At 64.7% G+C, this 21,948-nt stretch carries 23 protein-coding genes; 21 read left to right on the plus strand and 2 right to left on the minus strand.

The genetic code is table 11. From position 1 onward, the window contains the following. The first annotated feature begins 6 nt into the window (after nucleotides 1–6). From cobN to cobJ, 5 genes are read left to right on the plus strand one after another with little or no spacing between them, the layout of a single operon-like run. Complete coding sequence (gene cobN / locus OPU69_RS18540; protein WP_498512983.1) at nucleotides 7–3,285, plus strand: cobaltochelatase subunit CobN; 3,279 nt, start codon at nucleotides 7–9, stop codon at nucleotides 3,283–3,285. Continuing rightward, a complete protein-coding gene (locus tag OPU69_RS18545) occupies nucleotides 3,282–4,409 on the plus strand; it encodes a ferredoxin-like domain-containing protein (RefSeq protein ID WP_039330629.1) in 1,128 nt (375 codons plus the stop codon). The genes cobN and OPU69_RS18545 overlap by 4 nt, the downstream gene beginning before the upstream one ends. Next, nucleotides 4,409–5,038, plus strand: coding sequence for a precorrin-8X methylmutase (locus OPU69_RS18550; protein ID WP_039330631.1), 630 nt, complete (start codon nucleotides 4,409–4,411; stop codon nucleotides 5,036–5,038). Before OPU69_RS18545 ends, OPU69_RS18550 begins: the two co-directional genes overlap by 1 nt. Then, complete coding sequence (gene cobI, locus OPU69_RS18555) at nucleotides 5,035–5,772, plus strand: precorrin-2 C(20)-methyltransferase (RefSeq protein WP_039330633.1); 738 nt, start codon at nucleotides 5,035–5,037, stop codon at nucleotides 5,770–5,772. The genes OPU69_RS18550 and cobI overlap by 4 nt, the downstream gene beginning before the upstream one ends. Next, complete coding sequence (cobJ, locus tag OPU69_RS18560; RefSeq protein ID WP_039330635.1) at nucleotides 5,769–6,545, plus strand: precorrin-3B C(17)-methyltransferase; 777 nt, start codon at nucleotides 5,769–5,771, stop codon at nucleotides 6,543–6,545. The genes cobI and cobJ overlap by 4 nt, the downstream gene beginning before the upstream one ends. On the opposite strand, the gene OPU69_RS18565 is transcribed toward cobJ, so the two are convergent. After that, nucleotides 6,509–7,270: a cobalt-precorrin-6A reductase gene (locus tag OPU69_RS18565; protein ID WP_039330637.1), complete on the minus strand. Its 762-nt coding sequence runs from the start codon at nucleotides 7,268–7,270 to the stop codon at nucleotides 6,509–6,511. The two genes, cobJ and OPU69_RS18565, sit on opposite strands and share 37 nt — an antisense overlap. Here OPU69_RS18565 and OPU69_RS18570 point away from each other — a divergent pair. The 16 genes from OPU69_RS18570 to cobU are packed head-to-tail and all read left to right on the plus strand — an operon-like array spanning nucleotide 7,269 to nucleotide 20,295. Next, a complete protein-coding gene (locus OPU69_RS18570; protein ID WP_039330640.1) occupies nucleotides 7,269–8,477 on the plus strand; it encodes a bifunctional cobalt-precorrin-7 (C(5))-methyltransferase/cobalt-precorrin-6B (C(15))-methyltransferase in 1,209 nt (402 codons plus the stop codon). The genes OPU69_RS18565 and OPU69_RS18570 overlap by 2 nt on opposite strands. Then, the gene (locus OPU69_RS18575) at nucleotides 8,474–8,839 is read left to right on the plus strand and encodes a cobalamin biosynthesis protein (protein ID WP_039330641.1); all 366 of its coding nucleotides are present in this window, start codon (nucleotides 8,474–8,476) and stop codon (nucleotides 8,837–8,839) included. The genes OPU69_RS18570 and OPU69_RS18575 overlap by 4 nt, the downstream gene beginning before the upstream one ends. Continuing rightward, entirely contained in the window at nucleotides 8,836–9,621 is a 786-nt protein-coding gene (gene cobM / locus OPU69_RS18580) for a precorrin-4 C(11)-methyltransferase (protein ID WP_039330643.1), read from the plus strand. Before OPU69_RS18575 ends, cobM begins: the two co-directional genes overlap by 4 nt. Next, nucleotides 9,618–10,931, plus strand: a complete 1,314-nt coding sequence (locus OPU69_RS18585) for a cobyrinic acid a,c-diamide synthase CobB (RefSeq protein ID WP_039330645.1) — start codon at nucleotides 9,618–9,620, stop codon at nucleotides 10,929–10,931. The genes cobM and OPU69_RS18585 overlap by 4 nt, the downstream gene beginning before the upstream one ends. Beyond that, on the plus strand, nucleotides 10,928–11,650 hold the full coding sequence (cobA, locus tag OPU69_RS18590; protein WP_039330647.1) for a uroporphyrinogen-III C-methyltransferase: 723 nt from the start codon (nucleotides 10,928–10,930) through the stop codon (nucleotides 11,648–11,650). The genes OPU69_RS18585 and cobA overlap by 4 nt, the downstream gene beginning before the upstream one ends. Then, the gene (cobF, locus tag OPU69_RS18595; protein WP_039330650.1) at nucleotides 11,647–12,411 is read left to right on the plus strand and encodes a precorrin-6A synthase (deacetylating); all 765 of its coding nucleotides are present in this window, start codon (nucleotides 11,647–11,649) and stop codon (nucleotides 12,409–12,411) included. The genes cobA and cobF overlap by 4 nt, the downstream gene beginning before the upstream one ends. Beyond that, entirely contained in the window at nucleotides 12,401–13,027 is a 627-nt protein-coding gene (gene cobO, locus OPU69_RS18600) for a cob(I)yrinic acid a,c-diamide adenosyltransferase (protein ID WP_039330652.1), read from the plus strand. Before cobF ends, cobO begins: the two co-directional genes overlap by 11 nt. Further along, nucleotides 13,024–13,671 carry a 5,6-dimethylbenzimidazole synthase gene (gene bluB / locus OPU69_RS18605; RefSeq protein ID WP_081095568.1) on the plus strand — a complete coding sequence of 216 codons (648 nt, stop codon included), beginning with the start codon at nucleotides 13,024–13,026 and terminating at the stop codon, nucleotides 13,669–13,671. Before cobO ends, bluB begins: the two co-directional genes overlap by 4 nt. Nucleotides 13,672–13,696: 25 nt before the next feature. After that, nucleotides 13,697–14,104, plus strand: coding sequence for a DUF1636 domain-containing protein (locus OPU69_RS18610; protein WP_039330657.1), 408 nt, complete (start codon nucleotides 13,697–13,699; stop codon nucleotides 14,102–14,104). After that, on the plus strand, nucleotides 14,101–15,117 hold the full coding sequence (gene cobT, locus OPU69_RS18615) for a nicotinate-nucleotide--dimethylbenzimidazole phosphoribosyltransferase (protein ID WP_039330659.1): 1,017 nt from the start codon (nucleotides 14,101–14,103) through the stop codon (nucleotides 15,115–15,117). The genes OPU69_RS18610 and cobT overlap by 4 nt, the downstream gene beginning before the upstream one ends. Then, nucleotides 15,114–15,683, plus strand: a complete 570-nt coding sequence (locus tag OPU69_RS18620) for a histidine phosphatase family protein (RefSeq protein ID WP_039330661.1) — start codon at nucleotides 15,114–15,116, stop codon at nucleotides 15,681–15,683. Before cobT ends, OPU69_RS18620 begins: the two co-directional genes overlap by 4 nt. 13 nt (nucleotides 15,684–15,696) lie before the next feature. Then, complete coding sequence (gene cobS / locus OPU69_RS18625; protein WP_039330663.1) at nucleotides 15,697–16,413, plus strand: adenosylcobinamide-GDP ribazoletransferase; 717 nt, start codon at nucleotides 15,697–15,699, stop codon at nucleotides 16,411–16,413. Then, nucleotides 16,410–17,399, plus strand: coding sequence for a threonine-phosphate decarboxylase (locus OPU69_RS18630; protein WP_039330665.1), 990 nt, complete (start codon nucleotides 16,410–16,412; stop codon nucleotides 17,397–17,399). The genes cobS and OPU69_RS18630 overlap by 4 nt, the downstream gene beginning before the upstream one ends. Beyond that, nucleotides 17,392–18,345: an adenosylcobinamide-phosphate synthase CbiB gene (cbiB, locus tag OPU69_RS18635; protein ID WP_039330667.1), complete on the plus strand. Its 954-nt coding sequence runs from the start codon at nucleotides 17,392–17,394 to the stop codon at nucleotides 18,343–18,345. Before OPU69_RS18630 ends, cbiB begins: the two co-directional genes overlap by 8 nt. After that, on the plus strand, nucleotides 18,333–19,796 hold the full coding sequence (locus OPU69_RS18640) for a cobyric acid synthase (RefSeq protein ID WP_039330669.1): 1,464 nt from the start codon (nucleotides 18,333–18,335) through the stop codon (nucleotides 19,794–19,796). The genes cbiB and OPU69_RS18640 overlap by 13 nt, the downstream gene beginning before the upstream one ends. After that, a complete protein-coding gene (cobU, locus tag OPU69_RS18645) occupies nucleotides 19,789–20,295 on the plus strand; it encodes a bifunctional adenosylcobinamide kinase/adenosylcobinamide-phosphate guanylyltransferase (protein WP_498512991.1) in 507 nt (168 codons plus the stop codon). The genes OPU69_RS18640 and cobU overlap by 8 nt, the downstream gene beginning before the upstream one ends. Nucleotides 20,296–20,654: 359 nt before the next feature. On the opposite strand, the gene OPU69_RS18650 is transcribed toward cobU, so the two are convergent. After that, nucleotides 20,655–21,665, minus strand: a complete 1,011-nt coding sequence (locus tag OPU69_RS18650; RefSeq protein WP_230960947.1) for a site-specific integrase — start codon at nucleotides 21,663–21,665, stop codon at nucleotides 20,655–20,657. Nucleotides 21,666–21,948 lie beyond the last annotated feature (283 nt).

The raw sequence follows: 21,948 nt of genomic DNA on the forward strand, positions 1-21,948 counted from the left end.
TAGGCCGTGCACGTCATCTTTCGCGAAACGCATGGGATGGAGGAAACGGCCATCCCACAGGATCTGGGGCAGGAGCCTGCGGATCTTGTCGTCCTGTCCTTCTCGGACAGCGATCTTGGTGCGTTCGCGGAAGGCTGGCGCCAGGCGCAAGCGGCGGATCCGGCATTTCCTTCGTTGCGGCTCGCCAATCTTGCCGCGCTGATCCACCCTTTGTCGGTCGACACCTATATCGAAAAGACATTGGCCGGGGCAAAGGCCGTGCTGATCCGGCTGATCGGCGGCACGCCCTATTGGAGCTACGGCCTTCAACAGGTCGAGACCCTCGCCCGATCGCGCGGGATTGCGCTTGCTGTCCTGCCTGCCGATGGTCGGCCGGATTGGCACCTCGACAGTGTCTCCACGCTTCCTGCCGCCACGCTGGCCAAGCTTTGCCAGTTGTGTGACGAGGGCGGCGCGGCAGCGGCGCGCGCGGCCCTGGCCGCTCTCGCGCACGCCGCAGGGCTTGGCGTCAGCACTGTGACGCAATGCACGGCTTTGCCGGCAACTGGCGGATGGCACCCCTCCTGCGGGATCATCGATCCTGCCAGCTTCAGGCCCAATGCGGATCGGCCGCTGATCCTGATCGTCTTCTACCGTGCGTACCTCGCCGCACACGACCTGCACCCGATCGCCGCGCTTCATTCCGCGCTTGAACAACGCGGCTTTGACGCGCTCTCGATCTTCGTCCCCTCGCTCAAGCCCCCTGAGGTCAGGGCACAGGTGGATCGCTGGGTGCGTTCGCTGGCGCCTGCAGCCATCGTCAATGCCACGGCTTTTTCAGCGCGGGGCGAGGATGGCGGAACGCCGCTCGACGGGGGGGGCGTTCCGGTCTTCCAGATCGCGCTTGCCACCGCACCGCGCGCAGGATGGGCGCGCACATCGCGTGGCCTCTCGCCGGCTGACCTTGCCATGCATGTCGTACTCCCCGAGATTGACGGGCGCATCTTTGCAGGCGTGTCGAGCTTCAAGGAAGCGGGCGAACGCGATCCGGCACTCGGCTTCGCTCCCTATTCGCACCGCGGCGATGACAACCGGATCGCAGCGGTCGCCGACCGCGTGGCGCGCTGGATCGGGCTGGCCCGCAAGCCGGCATGCGAACGCCGCGTCGCCCTGATCCTGTCGACCTACCCCGGCAAGGCCTACCAGATGGCGCACGCCGTGGGTCTTGACGCGCTGGCCTCAGTCGATGCGATTGTCGCCGATCTGGCAGAGGCCGGGTACAAGGTCAGCCGCCCCACCGATCTTGCCAGGCAGCTGGCGACCGAGCATCTGGTCTGGCCTTTGAATGCCTATCGCACTGCCATGTCCGCCCTGCCCGAGACGCTGCGGCAGGACCTTGCCTCGGCATGGGGAGAGCCGGAAGACGATCCGCTGGCTGTCGATGGGGCATTTCGCTTCCCGGCGCTCACGCTCGGCCAGGTGCTGGTGGCGCTTCAGCCCGAGCGGGGCGAGCCTATCAGTCGCGATGCAGACTATCACGACCTCTCGCGCTGCCCGCGGCACGCCTATGTCGCCTTCTACCTGTGGCTGGGCCAGCAGGGTACGGATGCGCTGGTCCATGTTGGCGCGCATGGTACGCTGGAATGGCTGCCGGGGAAGGCTGTAGCGCTGTCTGACGCTTGCTGGCCCGAAGCGCTGACACAAGCGATGCCGGTCATCTATCCCTTCATCGTCAACGATCCGGGCGAGGCAGCGCAGGCCAAGCGCCGCATCGGTGCTGTCACCATCGGCCATGTGCCGCCGCCGCTCGTCCCGACCGGAAGCGGCGCCGGGCTGGGCCGGATCGAGGCTTTGCTGGACGAATTCTCCAATGCCGACGGGCTGGACCCTGCCCGCCGGGACCGTCTGCAGAAATCCATCCGCGAGGAAGCTGCCGCGCTGGGGCTGGAGGCAGAGCTCGGCCTTGATACCGCCACCACTCTGGTCGAAGCGATCACCCGGATCGATCGCTTCGTCTGCGATGTGAAAGCCAGCCAGTTCGGTGACGGTCTCCACGTTTTCGGCCGCGGTGAACAGGGCGCGGCAGAGCGGAACGGGCTTCTGGCTGGGCTGGACGGCCGATGGATCGCTCCCGGACCATCTGGCTCGCCCCATCGCGGACGAACCGATGTGCTGCCGACGGGACGCAACCTCTACACGATCGATCCGCGCGCAGTACCTTCGCGCGCAGCGCATGCACAGGGCGTCGTGCTCGCCGAGGAGCTGCTCCGCCGCCATCTGCAGGATCACGGCGACTACCCGCGTGGCCTTGTGGTGGATCTGTGGGGTTCGGCCACCATGCGCACGGCTGGTGAAGAGTTTGCGATGGCGCTGCACCTTCTGGGGGCAAAGCCGATGTGGGACATGGCTTTAGAGCGCGTGACGGGGGTTGAGATTCTCCCACTCGCCATGCTCGACCGCCCTCGCCTCGATGTAACGCTGCGCGTTTCGGGCCTGTTTCGTGATGCCTTTCCCACCCTGCCCGCCTTGTTCGGTCAGGCCGTCCGGGCGCTGTGCACCAGGGACGAACCCGCCGACTGGAACCCTTTCGTTGCCTTGGCCCCAGCGCCGCGCGTCTATGGTCCGCGTCCGGGCCGGTATGGACTCGGGATCGGAGACGCGGCCGAAACCTATACCGATGATGCCCGGCGTGCGGCGGGCGAAGCATGGCTGGCAGCCTCCGACCACGCGCTGGATAGCGTTTCCGATTCCAGCACGGGAAGCGAGGCTGACCCCGATGGCATCCGTCTGCGAGTGGCCAGCGCGGACGCCTTCGTCCACCTGCAGGACCTGCCTGAAACCGACCTCTTGCTGGCCGCGGACTATGCCGGGCACGAGGCAGGCTTTGCCGCAGCCCAGGCGATTGTCGGAGGCAAGGCCGCACTCTATCATCTCGACAATCGGGACCCGAACAACCCGGCGGCCCGCACGCTGACCGAAGAAATTGCCCGCGTGGTCCGTGCCCGAGCCGCCAATCCAGGCTGGATCGCAGGAATGATGCGCCACGGCTTTCGTGGGGGCGCGGAACTGGCCGCGACGCTGGACCATCTTGGCGCTTTCGCACATCTTTCCGGCAGCGTGCCGCCGCAGCTGATCGACCTTTATCACGAGGCAACGCTCGGCCAGTCCGAAGTTCGCGCCTTCCTCGAACGCGAAAATCCCGATGCACTGGCGGCGATGGAAGCGCGCTTTGCCGCGCTGCATGCCGCGGGCCTCTGGCGCACCCGGCGAAATTCCATCCTGGCCAGCCTGCGGGAGGCACCATGACCGGATTTGCCGTCAAGGGCTGGTGCCCGGACGCATGGCACCCGATGATATCCGGCGACGGCCTACTGGTGCGGGTCAAACCCCGGCTCGGGCGGCTGACACGGGAGCAGGCGCTGGCCCTTTGCGATGCGGCCGCCACCTGCGGCAGCGGGCTGATCGACCTGACGCGGCGCGCCAATCTGCAGATTCGCGGCGTTGCCCAAGATCGCTGGCCCTTGCTGATCCAAAGGCTGATTGCGCTGGAATTAGTGCAGCCCGAGCCTGCACTCGAAGCGCGGCGCAACGTCCTTGTCGCGCCCGACTGGCAGGAGAACGACGACACCCACCGCATCGCCAACGCCCTGCTGGCCCGGATAGGCGAATGGCCCGATCTTCCCGGCAAGGTCGGGTTCGTCATCGATGCCGGCCCTGCCGCTGTGCTGACCGGCGCATCCGGCGATTTCCGTGTCGAACGCGGCACGGACGGCAGCCTCATCCTTCGCGCCGATGGTTGCCTCACCGGATCAAGCCTGTCTCCAGGCACGGAAGCGGACGCCCTGATCGCTCTCGCTCACTGGTTCGCCGCGAGCGGCGCCGCCGCAGCCGGGCGCATGGCCCGTTGGGATGCGGAACTTCCCGCATGGGCAAAAGGTGCGATCGCGCCTGCAATGGCTGAACCGGGCCATGTGCTTGGCACCGGACATCATCCATCGATCGCGCTGGCGTTCGGGCTGATAGAGGCTTCGGAGCTCGCCATCCTGCTCGAATCCGGTTCTGCTTCTGGACTGCGAACAACACCGTGGCGGCGGCTGTTGATCGAGGGGGCGGCGGCTGCCCGGACCCACCCGTCCACCGGCGCTAAACCTGATCCGCTGCCCCATGTGGAAGCCTGCCCGGGCGCACCATTGTGCGCACAGGCGACGGTTGAAACCCGTGCGCTTGCGCGCCGACTTGCGCCCTATGTCTCGGGACGGCTGCACGTTTCGGGTTGTGCCAAAGGCTGCGCCTGCTCGCAGGTGGCCGATGTCACGCTGACCGGACGCAACGGCAGGTTCGATCTGGTCCTTGCTGGCAAAGCCGGATCGCCTCCGTCCCGCTCCGGCTTGAGCGCCAGCGAAATCCTCGCGCATTTTGGAGCCGTCTGATGCCCCATGTCTATGAAACCGACGGGGCAGCGATCTATCGCCAGTCGTTTGCCACGATCCGCGCCGAAGCCGATCTCTCCCCTTTCGCGCCAGGCGAAGAGCAGGTGGCAGTGCGGATGATCCATGCGGCCGGGATGGTCGGACTTGCAGCGCATATCCGGTTCTCGTCGGGATTTGCCGATGCGGCACGCGCTGCGCTGGCCGGCGGCGCGCCGATACTGTGCGATGCGCGGATGGTGTCTGAAGGGATCACCCGCGCCCGGCTTCCCGGGAGCAACGCAATCATCTGCACGCTGCAAGATCCTGCGGTGCCTGACCTTGCACGCAAGATCGGCAACACCCGATCCGCTGCCGCGCTGGAACTGTGGCGGCCCATTCTGGCGGGTGCGGTCGTGGCGATCGGCAATGCACCAACCGCGCTGTTTCATCTGCTGAACATGCTGGAAGACCCCGCCTGCCCACGCCCTGCGGCGATCATCGGCTGTCCGGTGGGCTTCGTGGGAGCAGCTGAATCCAAGGCTGCCCTCTGGGCCGCTCCTCCTGCACCCTGCTGCGTCGTCGAGGGCCGCCTTGGCGGCAGTGCCATCACCGTGGCGGCCATCAACGCGCTGGCGAGTACGGCCGAATGAACGCCGGCACGAACATCGGCACCATTCACGGTGTCGGGCTTGGTCCGGGTGCGGCAGACCTGCTGAGCGTGCGCGCCGACCGGCTTGTACGCACGGCGCACCACGTCGCCTATTTCCGCAAGGCTGGGCGGCCCGGCCAGGCAAGGCGCATCGTGGAAGGGATGCTCCGCGCTGACGTGATCGAGTTTCCGATGGAATATCCGGTAACCACCGAAATCCCGGTATCCGATCCTCGCTACAATGCCTGCCTGTCGGCGTTCTACACGCACTGTTCGGAGCGGCTTGCAGCGATTTCGCAGCAGGGTGAGGACGTCGTCGTGCTGTGTGAGGGCGACCCGTTCTTCTACGGCTCCTTCATGCACCTCCATGCCCGCCTTTCAGGCCGCATACCGGTGGAAGTCGTCCCTGGCATCACGGGCATGTCTGGCGCCTGGACCGCGACGGACCTGCCGATCACCTGGGGCGATGATGTGATGACCGTGGTCATGGCCACGCTGCCGGAAGCCGAGCTTGCCCGCCGGATCCGCGAGACTGACGCGCTGGTGGTGATGAAGATCGGTCGGAACCTGCCCAAGCTTCGCCGCGCCGTGGCAGCCGCCGGGCGCATGGATGCGGCATGGCTGGTCGAACACGCAGCGATGCCCGGACAGCGCGTCACCATGCTGGCCGAGGCTGAGGCGGTGACCCCCTATTTCTCGATCCTGCTGATCCATGGTCAGGGGAGGCGACCATGACCGGGGAAAAGGACAAGGGTTGGCTAGCAATCGCCGGTCTGGGACCAGGAGACGAGGCACTCGTCACACCCGAAGTCACCGCCGCGCTGGCCGGGGCTACGGACGTGATCGGGTACATTCCCTATGTCGCCCGGATAGCTGCACGCGAAGGCCTGACGCTTCACCCCTCGGACAACCGGGTGGAGCTCGACCGCGCCGCTCTGGCGCTCGATCTTGCGGCGCAGGGCCGCAGGGTCGTTGTCGTATCGTCAGGTGATCCGGGGGTGTTCGCGATGGCCTCGGCGGTATTCGAAGCGCTTGAGGCAGGTCCTTCCCGCTGGCGGACGCTGGATATCAGGGTGCTGCCGGGCATCACCGCCATGCTGGCCGCCAGTGCACGGGCCGGGGCACCGCTGGGTCACGATTTTTGCGCGATCAATCTTTCCGACAACCTGAAACCCTGGGCCATGATCGAAAAGCGGCTGCGGCTGGCCGTGGAGGCGGACTTTGCCTTGGCGCTTTACAACCCCCGCTCGAAGGCACGTCCCGAAGGCTTCGCCCGTGCGCTGGCCTTATTGAAGGAGCTGTGCGGCGATGATCGCCCGATGCTGTTTGCCCGCGCCGTCACAACGCCGCAGGAAGATCTGCGCATCGTGCCGCTGGGCAAGGCGCACGATGAAATGGCCGACATGCGCACCACGGTGATCGTGGGATCAAGCCGGACGCGGATCATCGAACGTGCGGCAGGCCCTATCCTCTATACGCCCCGGTCCGTTGCGGAAGTGGCCTCATGACCAAGCCATTCCAGCACATCTTCTGCGCGACAGACCTCGATCCGGTCACCGATCACCGGGCGGTCGATCATCACGACCGGAAGCTTGAGCTGGCGCGCAGCGACAAGCTTTGCCTCGGCGCCCGTGCCACCGGCGTTCTTGCACACAACAAGGTCGATCATGTGAGACTGCATCAGCAGCCGATCACCTTCAGCCGTAAACGGCCCGCGATCGATGACAAGGTCGTGGGAGGGCAGGCCTGGGGGCGCAGCCGGAGGGTCAACAAAGCGCAGCAGGTAGTGATGCTGCGGCTGTGCGGCAAAGGCTTCCACATGCATTCGGCCCAGCGCGAGCAGGATGCGGCGCGGCGTGCCCGCAAGTTTGGCCACCGCAGCGGCAGTGTCTCTCACGCATGTCCAGCGATCGCCCGACCCGGCCTCCCATGCGGGTCTGGTCAAGGCGATATGGGCAATCCCGGCAATCCGCGCGGCCTTTATGGCATGTGCGCTCATAGTCGCGGCAAAGGGATGCGTCGCATCGACCAGATGCGTGATGCGATGGTCTTGGAGATAGGCCACAAGCCCCGCCACCCCACCAAAGCCGCCGACGCGGATCGGCACCGGCTGTGGCCGCGGGTTGTCGGTCCTGCCCGCGTAGCTGAGTGTCGTCGCAACCTGCGCTGCCGCAAGCAGGCGCGCCAGTGCGCTCGCTTCGGTTGTTCCGCCAAGCAGGAGAACATTCGGCATGGCTGACATGGACCCTCGCGCATGGTTGACGATCATCGGCATCGGTGAAGACGGCGTGGACGGCCTGTGCTCAGCGGGCCGGGCCGCGCTGGCCAGGGCCGAACTGGTCATGGGATCGGCGCGCCATCTAGCGCTGCTTCCCGCGCTTACCTGCGCGGTCTTCAAATGGCCAGTTCCCTTTGCCGACGGCATAGCCGAACTGCTGGCGCATCGCGGGCGGCGGGTGGTCATGCTGTCATCGGGCGATCCGTTCTGGTTCGGCGCAGGCGCAAGCCTTGCGCGCCATCTCGGTCCGGCGGAATGGGTTGCGCACCCCGCGCCATCGACCTTCAGCCTTGCTGCCGCCCGGCTGGGCTGGCCGATCGAGGAAACGGCCTGCCTCGGCCTGCACGCAGCGCCGCTGGACCGCTTGTGCCCCCATATCGCACCCGCCCAGCGCGCCATTGTCCTGCTGCGCGATGGCGATGCCGTTGCCACGGCGGCGCAATATCTGACCAGCAAGGGCTTCGGCCCATCGACGCTTCATGTGATGGAAGCGCTGGGCGGCCCCCATGAACGCCTCCGCGTGACGACCGCGCAAGCCCTGCCGTTCGCAGACATTGCCCATCCCGTTGCCGTGGGCATCGCGTTCGCCGGTTCAGGCAATGTCCTGCCCGTCACATCCGGCAGACCGGATGCGTGGTTCGATCACGACGGACAGATCACCAAGGCCCCGGTGCGCGCCCTGACCCTCTCGGCCCTCGCCCCGCGTGCCGGTGAATGGCTCTGGGATATCGGCACGGGTTCTGGGTCAATCGCGATCGAATGGCTGCTGGCTCATCCCGCCAACCGGGCGACCGCGTTCGAAGCCGATCCGCTACGGGCCGGCCGCGCCCGCGCAAACGCCAAGGCTCTGGGTGTAGACCGGTTGGATGTGATCAATGCCCGGATGCCCGAAGGCCTGCCGGAAGGCCCCCATCCGCATGCTGTGTTCATCGGTGGCGGCTTGTCCGACCCGCTGCTCGATGCCCTCTGGGCCCGGCTGCCTGATGGAACGCGGCTGGTGGCGAACGCCGTGAGCCTTGAATCTGAAGCCGCTCTTACCCGTTGGCATGGCGCAAAGGGCGGCAGTCTGCTGCGGATCGAACTGGCCGATGCCGTGCCCCTTGGCCAGCGGCATGGCTGGAAGGGGCGCTATCCCGTGGTACAGTGGAGCGTCACGCTATGATCGTGGCTGGCTTCGGCTTTCGGCGCGGCGCAGGCCTCGCTTCGCTGCGGGCGGCGCTGGAACTGGCGCAGGACGGGCTGCCCCCTATAACCCATTTGGCGACCGCCATCGACAAGACGTCTGCGTTGGTACCGCTTGCAGAGGCACTGGGACTGCCGATGACCGGCATCCCATCGGCGTCCCTGTCCACCACGCCTACGCCCACCAGCTCTGCCGCCAGCCTGAAGGCACGCGCGACCGGCAGTGTCGCAGAAGCCTGCGCGCTGGTCGCCGCTGGTCCGGGCGCCCGCCTTTTGCGCACGCGCCACATCTCGCCCGATCGCATGGCCAGCTGCGCCATTGCCGAAGGATCACAGCCATGACCGTCCACTTCATCGGCGCCGGCCCCGGCGCACCCGATCTTTTGACCCTGCGAGGGCGCGACCTGATCGCCGCCAGCCCGGTCTGCCTCTATGCCGGTTCGCTGGTTCCCGTGGCTGTACTCGATCACTGTCCGCCCGGTGCCCGCATCGTCAACACCGCGCCCATGACGCTGGACGAGATCATCGCCGAGATAGCGGAGGCTGACGCCGCAGGGTGCGATGTTGCCCGCCTCCATTCGGGCGACCTGTCCGTCTGGTCGGCAATGGGCGAACAATTGCGCCGCCTGCGCGCACTGGACATTCCGTTTACGGTCACGCCGGGTGTTCCCGCCTTCTCGGCGGCAGCGGCGGCTCTGGAAGCCGAACTGACCTTGCCCGAGCTCGGCCAGTCGCTGGTACTCACGCGCACGCCAGGGCGGGCCAGCGCGATGCCGCAGAGCGAGAGCCTCGCCAATTTCGCTGTGACGGGCGCGACTCTGGCTATCCATCTATCGATCCACAACCTCGCGCGGGTCGTGGCCGATCTTGCTCCCGCCTATGGCGCGGATTGCCCCGTTGCGGTCGTCTGGCGCGCCAGCTGGCCCGACCAGCGGATCGTCCGGGCCACCCTCGACACCGTCGAAACAGCCATCGCCGGCAGCATGGAACGAACCGCGCTGATCCTTGTCGGACGGGTGCTGGGGGCGGAGGACTTCGCACAAAGCAGCCTCTACGCCCACGGCTACGACCGGCGCTTCCGCCCACAGGATGCGAGCTCGCGCTTTGCAGGAGCCGGGGAATGAGCGTTTCAGGCCTGATGATCGCCGCTCCGGCATCGGGAACGGGCAAGACTACGGTCATGCTGGGCCTGCTGCGAGCGCTGGTTGAAGACGGCGCGGTGGTCCAGCCCTTCAAGAGCGGTCCCGACTATATCGATCCCGCCTTTCACCGCGCCGCCTGCGGCCGTGCGTCGTTCAACCTCGATACTTGGGCCATGAATGGCGAGCTGATCGCTGCAATCGCGGGAGAGGCTGTTGGCGCGGACATGGTGCTTGCCGAGGCTTCGATGGGCCTTTTCGATGGTGTCGCGAGCCGGGGTGCCGTTGGCAATGGCGCCAGTGCGGACATTGCACGGACAATGGGCTGGCCGGTTGTGCTGGTGCTGGACGTGTCCGGACAAGCCCAATCCGCCGCTGCAACGGCGCTCGGTTTCAAGCATCTGGATGACACGCTGCCGTTTGCAGGCGTGATCCTGAACCGGGTGGCCAGTCCCCGCCATGAACGGCTGGTGCGCCGGGGGATGGAAGCGATAGGCATGCCTGTGCTGGGTGCCCTGCCCCGGCGCGGCGATCTCACCCTGCCAGAACGCCATCTCGGTCTGGTCCAGGCTGTCGAGCATCCCGATCTCGAGCGGGCGATATCGGACTATGCCGCATTTCTGCGTGCAAATGTCGATCTGAATGCCATCCGCCATGCCGCCAGCAGCAACAGCGCCCCGCCTCCGGCCCCCGGCCAACTGCCGCTTCCCCCTGCCCAGCGGATTGCCATCGCCCGCGATCCCGCCTTTTCCTTCGTCTATCCCCATGTGCTCGAAGGTTGGCGGCGGGCTGGCGCGGAGATCATGCCCTTCTCGCCATTGGCAAACGAGGCCCCTGCCCGCGATGCCGATCTTGTCTGGCTGCCGGGCGGCTATCCGGAATTGCACGCAGGGACCATCGCTGCAGCGACGAACTTCCTGACCGGCCTGCGCCATCACGCCAAGACCCGCCCGGTCCACGGCGAATGCGGCGGCTACATGGTTCTGGGCGAGGCCTTGGTGGACAAGTCGGGAGAACGGCATCGTATGGCCGGCCTGCTGGGGCTTGTTACCAGCTATGCACAGCGCAAGATGCATCTCGGCTATCGCCAGGCCGAACTGCTGGCACCGATAGCCGGACTGGCCAAAGGCAAAAGACTGCGCGGCCACGAGTTCCACTACTCGACGATCCTCGAGCAGACAGACGCAGCGCTGGCATGTGTAACCGATGCAGATGGCGTCGCGGTTGCCGAAACAGGCTCGTATCGCGGCCGCGTGACCGGAACCTTCTTCCACATGATCGCGAACGCATCGTGAAAGGGTTCGTATCATTTGTGGGTGCGGGCCCTGGCGATCCCGAGCTGCTGACCCTTAAAGCCGTTTCTCGTCTTGAGACAGCGCAGGTGGTCCTGTTTGATGATCTGGCTGCGGGACCGATCCTGGCCCGCGCGCGCGATGACGCTGAACTGGTAGCGGTAGGCAAGCGCGCCGGTCGGCCATCTCCAAGTCAGGCCGAAGTCAGCCGTCTTCTGGTGGACCATGCCCTGGCCGGGAAGCATGTCATCCGGCTCAAATCGGGAGATGCTGGCTTGTTCGGCCGACTCGAAGAAGAAATTGAGGCGCTTCGCCATGCGGGAATCTCGTTCGAGATCATTCCTGGCGTCAGCTCGGCGACCGCCGCAGCGGCAGCTGCCGCGATACCACTGACACGACGCGAGCACGCTAGACGCGTCCAGTTCGTAACCGGACATGGCAAGACTGGCACTTTACCCGAAGACCTCAATCTATCAGCGCTTGCCGACCCTTGTGCCACAACGGTCGTCTTCATGCCAAAGCGCACATTTCCGGCGCTTGCTGCGCAGCTTGTCGCGGCAGGACTTGCGGACGATACTGCAGCCTTGTTGGCAGAAAACATTAGCCGACCGGACCAAAGACTTACCAGAAGCACTATTGCCGGACTTGCTCGGTCACTTGCCGACGGCGGATCGGATGCAACCGCACTGGTGATCTACGGCCCCATGATGGAGGAGGCATGATCCACCTCCATCTGATCGGCATAGGCACCGGGAATCCCGACCACCTGACGCGTGCTGCAATACGCACAATCAACGCGGTCGATCTCATTCTGCTGCCCCGCAAAGGCGATGCCAAATCAGATCTCCTGGACCTGCGCCACTCCATCTGTGGCGCCGCATTGGCCTCACCGGTCCGCATGGCCGAGTTCGACATGCCCGTTCGCCGACAGGATGGCGACTACACGCAGGCCGTCGACGATTGGCACGATGCGATTGCAGCGATTTGGGCAGAGCAGATAGCAGTTCACCTTCCTGATGGTGGGCGGGTCGCGCTGCTCGTGTGGGGCGATCCGTCGCTTTACGACAGCACACTGCGTATTGCCGATCGGCTCCGGACGGCTGGGGTCGACCTAACTGTTCGCGTCGAACCCGGTATCACCAGCATTCAGGCTCTTACGGCTGCTCACGCCATCCCGCTGAACGCCTTGGCCGAACCTGTCACGATCACCACCGGCCGCAGGTTGCGCCGGGAAGGCTGGCCGCTGGGAGTGCACACGATCGTCGTCATGCTCGATTCCGGCTGCGCCTTCGAAGTCCTCGATCCTGCTGGCATCACGATCTGGTGGGGTGCCTATCTGGGCATGTCGCAAGAAGCACTGGTGCATGGGCCACTTGCCGATTCTGCGCCGCAGATTGCCGCGCGCCGCGCGGAACTGCGCGCTCGCCACGGCTGGATCATGGATGTCTACCTGATGCGAAAGGAACGAGCCGATGCCTGCTGACCGCGAAGAAGAAGCTGCAAGCGCAGATGCGCGCCATGCCGAGAAAATGCGCAAGATCCAGGCTGCGCGTAGCACCATGATGGCCACCAAGACCCGCGAGCAGGGGCTGCTGATCGTTCACACTGGCACGGGCAAGGGCAAGACAAGCGCTGCACTCGGTATGGTCGTGCGCGCAATAGGACATGGCATGAAGGTCGGGGTCGTCCAGTTCGTCAAGGGCGCGATGGCGACAGGCGAAAAGACGGTGTTCGACGCTTTCCCGGAAAATGTCGAGTTCAAGCCGATGGGTGAAGGTTTCACCTGGGATACGCAAGACCGGACACGCGATATCGCTTCGGCACGTACTGCCTGGGATGAAGTCTGCCGCATGATCGCCGATCCGGCTTACCAGATGGTGGTAGCCGACGAACTCAACATCGTCCTTCGGTATGACTACCTGCCCTTGGATGAGGTTCTTAAGGCGTTTGCCGCGAAACCCGAGATGAAACATGTCATCGTCACCGGACGCAATGCGCCCGATGCACTGATCGAGGCGGCCGATCTCGTCACCGAGATGACCATGATCAAGCACCCTTTCCGCTCGGGCGTGAAGGCGCAGGCAGGGATCGAGTTCTGAGCGATCTGCCGCCCCAGTTCGATGCCGAGTTCGCGGCTCGATTTGCGCAGCTGCTGCGCTGGCGACGCGATGTGCGGCACTTCGAAGCCCGTGCTGTCGCGGAAGAGGAGATGTGTGCGCTGCTGGAGTGTGCCTCCCTCGCGCCTTCGGTCGGGAATGCGCAGCCCTGGCGGTTCGTGCGCGTGCGTTCATCCACCCTTCGTCAGGCGCTGGCCGACCATGTCGATGCACAGAACGCACAAGCAGCGCAGCAATATGCCTGCCAAGCCCGGCAGGAACTGTATCGTTCGCTCAAGCTGCATGGCCTTCGCGAAGCCCCGGAACTGATCGTGGTGTTCTGTGATGAGCAGCCCAAAGCAGGCCATGGACTTGGCATTGTCAGTATGCCGGAGATGTTGCGCTATTCATGCGTGCTGGCGATCCACACACTCTGGCTGGCGGCAAGGCTCCGCGGCATTGGCGTCGGATGGGTATCGATCCTCGAGCCCGGTGTCATCCGCGCCTTGCTGGACGTACCCGCCGACTGGTCGCTGATTGCACTGCTGTGCTTCGGATACCCCCAGGACCCGTCCCAGACACCCGAATTGGAGCGGCGGGGCTGGCAAGCCCGGGAACCTGTGACCAACCGAGTGTTCGACCGATGACCCCCAATCTATGGAGCAAGAAATTATGTTGATCCCCGTCGAGGACGGCCCTGCCGTAGTAGCATGCAACACCTGCCGACACAGCAGCACCGCAAAGGAGGATGACGCCGGTGTGCGTGGTGGCGCGCGTATGGTCGAGGCCCTGCGCGCCGTGCAGGCACGCGATGAACGCTATTCCGGTATCGCGGTGCAGGAAATGCCCTGCTTGTTCGCCTGCAGCGAATTCTGCACGGTCCATCTTCGTGCGCCAGGCAAAGTCGGGTATGTTCTGGGCCGCTTCACTCCCGATGAAGATGCCGCCGCTGCCATCCTCGATTATGCCGTCCATTATGCGCAAAGCGAACATGGCCGGGTTCCGTTCAAGGACTGGCCGCAGGGCGTCAAAGGCCACTTCATCACCCGCACACCGCCGCCGGGCTTTGTCGCGCAATGAGCACGTTTTCTTCCGTCGATGCCTTTGATGCTGCCATTGCCGATATGCCTGCGCCAGATGAAACAGCAATGGCCAGCGCGCGCAACCGGCAGTCGCAACTGACCAAGCCGCCAGGATCCCTGGGACGGCTGGAAGAGATCGCGATCTTCATGGCCGGTTGGCAAGGCCACGAAAGACCCCGGCTGGAACGGGGGCGTGCAGTCGTGTTTGCGGGCAATCATGGCGTCACGGCACGGGGCGTGAGCGCCTTTCCTCCCGAAGTCACCCACCAGATGGTGGCCAATTTTGAAGCAGGTGGCGCTGCCATCAACGCGCTGTGTGCCGCTGCCGGGCTCGATCTTCAGGTGCTGGCGCTGGAGCTTGACCGGCCAACCGCCGATTTCACCTCAGCCCCGGCCATGACCGAAAGCGAATGCCTTGCCGCGCTGTCTTCCGGGGCCGCCATGGTCGAAGCCGGCCTTGATCTCCTTGTCCCTGGCGAGATGGGCATCGGCAACACCACGGCCGCTGCAGCCCTCTGTGCAAAGGCGCTGGGAGGCGGTGCAGGCGAATGGGTCGGCCCGGGAACGGGGCTCGATCCGGCGGGCGTGGCGCGCAAGATCGGTGTAATCGAAGCGGCACTCGTCTTCCATCAGGTTGCACCGTCAACGCCTTTCGAAACCCTGCGGCGTCTGGGCGGGAGGGAAATAGCCGCAATGGCAGGTGCAATTGTCCGTGCAAGGCAACTTCGGGTGCCGGTGCTCCTGGATGGCTTCATCTGCTGCGCTGCCATCGCGCCGATCTTTGCCGCCGAACCTGCAATTGTCGACCATTGCCTGGCAGGGCATTGTTCGGCCGAACCTGGTCACAAACGGTTGCTCGAGCGGTTCGGTCTCGCACCGCTCCTCACTCTGGGCATGCGCCTGGGCGAAGGGAGCGGCGCTGCGGTCGCGGCCCAGATCGTGCGTTCAGCTCTCGCCGCACACAACCAGATGGCCACTTTTGCCGAAGCTGGCGTGGCTGCTGGCGTATGAGCGAGTTTTTCCTGCACCTCATGCGGCATGGCGAGCCCATCCACCCCGGTCTGCTTCTCGGAAGGACCGATGCGCCTACGACGCCCGAGGGCGTCGCATCATGCGTGGCACAGGTCGAGGAACTGTCGTTCCAGTCGATTGTATGTTCCGATCTCCAGCGCTCGGCAGAGGCAGCAAGAGCTATCGCCGATCCAAGAGGGCTGCACCCGATCCTCGACTCACGGTGGCGCGAACTGGACTTCGGCGACTGGGACGGTCTGGCACCCGCTAAGGTCGACAGTGCCGCGATCAGCGCGTTCTGGGACGACCCGGACGCCAATCCGCCACCCGGTGGTGAGCGCTGGTCTGCTCTGGTTTCGCGCGTGGAAGCGGCCTTGGCCGCAATCCCGCCGCAAGACACGCTGGTCGTAACGCATGGCGGAGCAATCCGGGCTGCGCTGGCCAGCCTGTTCGGCTTCGGACAGCGGCAGGTCTGGGCGTTTGACCTTCCCTATGCCGCGCTGATCAGCCTGCGGGTCTGGCCGGGAACGCCGCGCTCAGCCCAGATCGCGGGCCTTTGGACATGAAGCGCCCGATCGCATGAAAGGCTTCCTCATCGCACTCCAGTTCCTCACCCGTTTGCCGACACCCCGGCTCACGGTTTCTGCCGAGGAATTCGCCCAGTCCATGCGCTGGTTTCCAGCTGCTGGGCTGGTGATTGGCCTTATCGTTGCCGGGGCCGCCTGGGTTGGAGCAAGGACCGATCCCTGGACCGGAGCCCTTGCCGCCTTGATCGCCTGGGTTCTCGTCACCGGAGCCCTTCACCTGGACGGTCTGGGAGATATGGCCGATGCCAGCGGCGCGGCCCACAAGGACCGCGAGCGGCTCCTGGCCGTCCTGGCAGATCCGCATGTCGGCAGCTTCGGCGTAACGGCCATCACCATGCAACTGCTGACCAAGCTCGTGCTGCTGCATGGCATGATCGAGCACAGCCAGTTTCTGGCACTGATCTGGGTGCCGGTCGCCGCGCGCATCGCGCCGCTGGCATGGACCTTGTTGCTATCGCCGTTGCACGATGGCCTTGGTGCGCGCTTTCGGGGCGCGATCAGGCCGATCGATCTGGCGCTGTGGGCCGCAGTACTTCTCGCCACCACGGTGGCGTTTCCTGCATTGCTCATTGCGGTTCCTGCTGCGGCACTATGGGGCCTGTGGATCAAGCGCGCTATTGGCGGCATCTCGGGCGATGGACACGGCGCCGGAATTGAACTGATCGAGGCGGCGCTGCTGCTGGCGCTTGTCGTGATGGCGGCCGCATGACCCGCGATCGCTGGACATGGCACGGCGGCGGCCTCTCTGCGGCCCGCGCGCATTTCGGCGACGATGCGCGTGGTTGGATCGATTTTTCCACCGGGATCAATCCGCATGTCTGGCACGGTGCAGGGGCGGTGGAGATCGATTGGCGTGCCCTGCCAGACGAAATGGCCCTGCGCGCGCTGGAGCAAGCGGCCGCCGCCAGCTTCGGGTGTCATGCCGATCATGTCTGCGCGGTGCCAGGCACCGAAGTTGGCCTTCGCCTCGCCGGCAGGGTGCTGGGCGATGACGTCTGCCACGCCGTTCCATCCTATCGCACCCACGGCGAGATGGCGGCCTCCAGCCATCCCGTAACGCTTGGCAATCTGGCGCTGGCCGATGGATCAAGCCTGATCCTTGCCAACCCCAACAACCCGGATGGCGTCCTGCTTTCTCGGGAAGCCTTGAGCGATCTTCTGGTGCGGCGTGGTCGGAAAGGGTGGCTGGTAATCGACGAAGCCTTTGCAGACTGCCACCCCGACCACAGTTTCGCCGACCAAGTTGATGATCGGCACAGACTCCTGATCTTTCGGTCCTTCGGGAAATTCTTTGGCCTCGCCGGATTGCGGCTCGGTTTTGTGCTGGGCCCTCGTCCGATCCTGGCGAGTCTGCGTAAGCAGCTAGGTGCCTGGCCGGTCTCGGCGGCTGCGATCGCCATCGGCACCCGCGCCTATCAGGATATCGCCTGGCAGGACGCGATGCGGGAGCGCCTCATCGCCGAGGCCACCAGCTTCGATCAGCGCTTGGCCTCGTTCGGTTTGTTGGCAAGCGGCGCATGCCCACTCTTCCGGCTGATAACGACGCCGGACGCGTCACACCTGTTTGAACGTCTTGCCCGGGCTGCGATCCTCAGCCGCCCCTTCGCCGATAAACCGGATTGGTTACGCTTTGGCCTGCCCGCCAACGACGAGGCGATGGAGCGTCTCTGTGCCGTGCTCGAAGACCATGGCTGAACCGTTCGCGCTCATGGCCCTGGTGCTGGATGCTGCCATTGGCTGGCCTGGCGCGCTGTATCGCCGTGTCGGACATCCGGTCGGCCTGTTTGCCCGGATCATCAATGCCTGCGAAGGCGCATGGAACCGGCCAACTCACTCAGACGGCATACGCAAGACGCTCGGCGTCATGACCGTTCTGATACTGCTGGTGCTGACAATCGGGGCTGGACTTGGCCTTACCGCGCTCGCCCGGCACCTGCTGGGCTCATGCTGGTGGCTTGGTGCCGCAGCACTGGCCTGGCCCGCTCTGGCCCAACGCAGCCTCTACGATCATGTTCTTCCCATCGCAGTCGCACTGGAGCAGAATGATCTCGAAAGTGCGCGCCATGCCGTCTCCATGATCGTCGGGCGTGATACCGACACCCTTGATCGCGCGGGTGTGGCACGAGCTGCAATCGAAAGTCTGGCCGAAAGCTTTTGCGACGGCATCGCCGCGCCGCTGTTCTGGCTGGTTATCGGCGGCCTGCCCGGCGTCTGGGCCTACAAGGCGATCAATACGGCAGACAGCCTGATCGGCCATAAGGAAGCGCGCTGGCGCGCCTTTGGGTGGGCTGCGGCGCGCACGGACGATGTGATGAACCTGCTGCCGGCTCGGCTTGGCGGCGTCGTGGTATGTCTTGCCGGCGGCGGAGGGTGGGCCACGCTGTGGCGCGATCACCGCCGCCACGCCTCACCCAATGCAGGCTGGACCGAGGCGGCCATGGCGGGCGCGCTAGATCTCGCGCTCGCGGGACCAGTGTCCTACGATGGTGTGACCCATGCCAAGGACTGGATCGGCAGCGGGCGGCGCGATGCTGGCGCTGCTGACGTCAGGCGCGCTTTGCGCATTTATGTCCGCGCCTGCCTGTTGCTCTGGGCCATCGTGGCCGCTCTCACCTGGAAGGATATCGTATGGGCGCTCTGATGTTGCAGGGCACGGGTTCCGATGTCGGGAAATCGGTGCTGGTTGCCGGGCTGTGCCGCGCCCTTGCCAATCGCGGGCTGAGCGTTCGCCCGTTCAAGCCCCAGAACATGTCGAACAATGCTGCGGTTACCGTCGATGGCGGCGAGATCGGCCGCGCCCAGGCTTTGCAGGCTCTAGCATGCCGGGTCGAACCGCACACCGACATGAACCCGGTACTGCTCAAGCCTCAGGCCGACCACACATCGCAATTGGTCGTTCACGGCAAGGTCCGCGGCACGCTGGGCGGTGGCAATTTCCGGCACAAGCGTGGCGAACTGCTGCCCGAGGTCATGGAAAGCTGGCACCGGCTGCAGGCGCAGTGCGATGTCGTCGTGGTTGAAGGCGCCGGCTCGCCGGCGGAGATCAACCTGCGGGCAGGCGACATCGCCAACATGGGCTTTGCCCGTGCTGCCGGTGTGCCAGTCGTGCTGGTCGGCGATATCGATCGCGGCGGCGTCATTGCTGCGCTCGTTGGCACGAGGGCGGTATTGGACCCGGACGACGCGGCGATGATCCGGGGTTTTCTCATCAACAAGTTTCGCGGCGATCCGGCGCTCTTTGCCGACGGTTATCGGCAGATCGAGGCGCTTTCGGGCTGGCGAGGCTATGGCGTGGTGCCCTGGCTGCGCGCCACTGCCCATTTGCCAAGCGAAGATGCGGTCGTGCTTGAACGAACCGCACGCGAAACCGCCGGTCGCCTGAAAATCGCCTGCCCGATCATCCCCCGGATCGCCAATTTTGACGATCTCGATCCGATCAAAGCGGAAAGCTCGGTCGAACTGGTCATGGTACCGCCAGGCCAGCCCATCCCCGGTGATTGTGCGCTGATCGTCCTGCCCGGATCAAAAGCCACGATCGCTGATATGAAGGCGATGCGCGAACAAGGCTGGGACATTGATATCCTTGCGCATCATCGGCGCGGTGGAAAGGTCCTGGGCATCTGCGGCGGCTATCAGATGCTCGGCCGCCGCATCGCCGATCCGGAAGGGATCGAGGGACCACCTGAAGATATCCCCGGTCTGGGTCTGCTGGATGTCGAAACGGTCCTGACCGGAGATAAGGCGCTGCGCCAGGTTGCAGGCACTGCGCTCGATCAAGCCTTCACCGGCTTTGAAATGCACATGGGCGTGACCAGCGGTCCCGATTGCCGTCACCCCTTTGCGCTGCTCGGCGAAGGGCGGCCCGACGGCGCAACCAGTGCAGACAGGCAAGTCACGGGCACTTACGTCCACGGAGCATTTGCCAGCACGGCGCTGCGTTCAGCTCTGCTCGGCATGCTCGGCGCGCAGTCGGACGGGATCGACCATGATGCGAAGGTGGATGACGCGCTCAATGCGATCGCGGCTGAGCTTGAACATCATCTCGATGTGGATGGTTTGTTGAAACTCGCAATGGGGAAAGACGATGCGTAGCCTGTTCGTGATTGGCGGAGCGCGCTCGGGCAAGAGCCGCTATGCACAGGCCAGAGCCGAGGCGACCGGCCTGTCGCCAGTCTTCATCGCTACGGCTCAAGCTTTCGACGAGGAAATGCGCAACCGTATCGTTCGGCACCAGGCGGATCGCGGCGTGGAATGGGAAACGGTCGAGGCCCCCCTTAAACTTGCGGAAGCGATCGAGTTGCATGCCTCACCCGACCGGGTCTTGCTGGTGGACTGCCTCACGCTATGGGTGACCAATCTCCTGATCGGCGATCACGATATCCCGGCGGCAGTCCGCACACTCATTGAGACCATCACGGTTGCGCAAGGGACCCTCATACTCGTCAGCAATGAGGTCGGATTGGGCATCGTCCCGGAAAACCAGTTGGCGCGCCGGTTTCGGGATGAGGCCGGGTTTCTTCATCGACGTGTCGCGGCTTGCGCGAACGAGGTGCAGTTGCTGTGCGCTGGCTTGAATTTGCAGTTCAAATGAAAATGTCCCATTGTATTAATGGCATATTTGGAATTCAAATTGCGCGAGAGCCGGCCAGAAAGACCGCCAGAAGCTGGATCATGGCGCTGCCCATGGCGATGGTTGGCTGCCCGGTTTGGAAGGCGTTCATAACGTTGATGCGGCTTGTCGGGACATCTTTTTCCGCGACGAGAGTGCCTATCTGGTGGCGGAAAACTCTAGACCCAAGCGGTTCAAAGTTGGGTAGCAGTGCAACTTGGCGTCGGACTCTGCTCAAAATCGGTTACATTTCAGACCACCGTCACGGTGTATGTGCGCGCGGTAAGTGTCGCGGTGGCTCCCTTGGTCCTTGGGGCACCGCGTTTCAGCCTGAACCTAGGCTAGAGAAAGCTCTTGCCAGCGTGGTTCTCAAACAAAGCCGCATCTCGGACATAGCCAAGCAGCACCTCCACCTTTTTCTGTCGCGAGACCTCCTGCATTTTTGGCAGTGAAGCACCAGCCTTCGCAGCTTCGGTCAGGAATCCCGATCGAAGCGAGTGCGCCCCGACCGCAGCCGGATCGAGACCGACCTTCTCGGCGTAGCGCTGGATCAGGCGAGCAACCGAGCGATCTGACATGGGCTCCTTCGTCATCAAGCCCTGAGCATCGGTTCGATAGAAAAGGGGCCCCGCCTCCCCTCCCCTGACGCTCAGCCATTCGTTGAGGCGGGGACCGGGCTTGAGCACCTTGCCCGACGGAACTGCGATGACCTGCCCCTCCCCCTCCTGGTCGGTCTTCGAGTGCCGGATCGTCAGCTTGAGCCCTTCGCGCACGAGCTCGAGATCGGCGAGCTGCAGAGCGACCAGCTCCGAGCGCCGAAGTGCTGCTGCAAGGCCCAGCGCCATGACCGCACGGTCACGGATTGCCCTCGGGCTCGATCCTTCTGCAGCCGCAATCATCCGCGCCAGATCGGCCGCCAGAATGGCGCTCTTCTTGCGTGTCGGCCGTGCGCGCTGCTCGCGCCGAATGCCGGCGAGCGTATCGGCGATGACATCGCGGGGATCACGGTGCTGCGGCGCCACGTGCCCCGCCTGCCTGTGGTGCCAGGCAATGGCAGCAAGGTGCCGCCCGATCGTACTGTCCGCCCTCCCCGCTTGAGCCAGTGACGCCAGCCAGGTTGCAACCACCTCGGGCATCGCGGGCATGGGCTCAAGGTCGCGCGTCCAGCACCATTCTTCGAACTGCCGCCAGTCGCTGTCATAGGCGCGGACGGTGTTCGCGGCCTTGGATCGCGCCCTGTAGGAACGGGCGGCCTCGATTTCGGCGGCGAGCTGCGGAGGGATTGCCTGTCCGAGCGAGACGAGGCCCTCATCGATCGGCACCTCAACGATCAGCCCGGTGCCGTCAGCCAAAGCGCCTCTCCTTCATGCTCGATCGCGCCGCTGGTTTCTTCGGCGTTCTGCCCTTGGGAGAGCGGCGGCGTCGCAGCGGATTTGAGGCACTCTATATAGATTGTCGTGTTGTCCGTGAAGGGCTCTTATCGGACAGCAAACCCACCGTACAAGCTGGGTATACTTTTTATGCCATTTATATACTATCTGGCCGATGGTATCCGCCCCAGCACCTTGGCAACTGACGCTTGCCCGCATCGAAGGCGCCCTCCCCTTCATCTCACCCGAGTTGTCCGAATGCCTT

The sequence above is a fragment of the Blastomonas sp. 34TW genome, assembly GCF_059803595.1.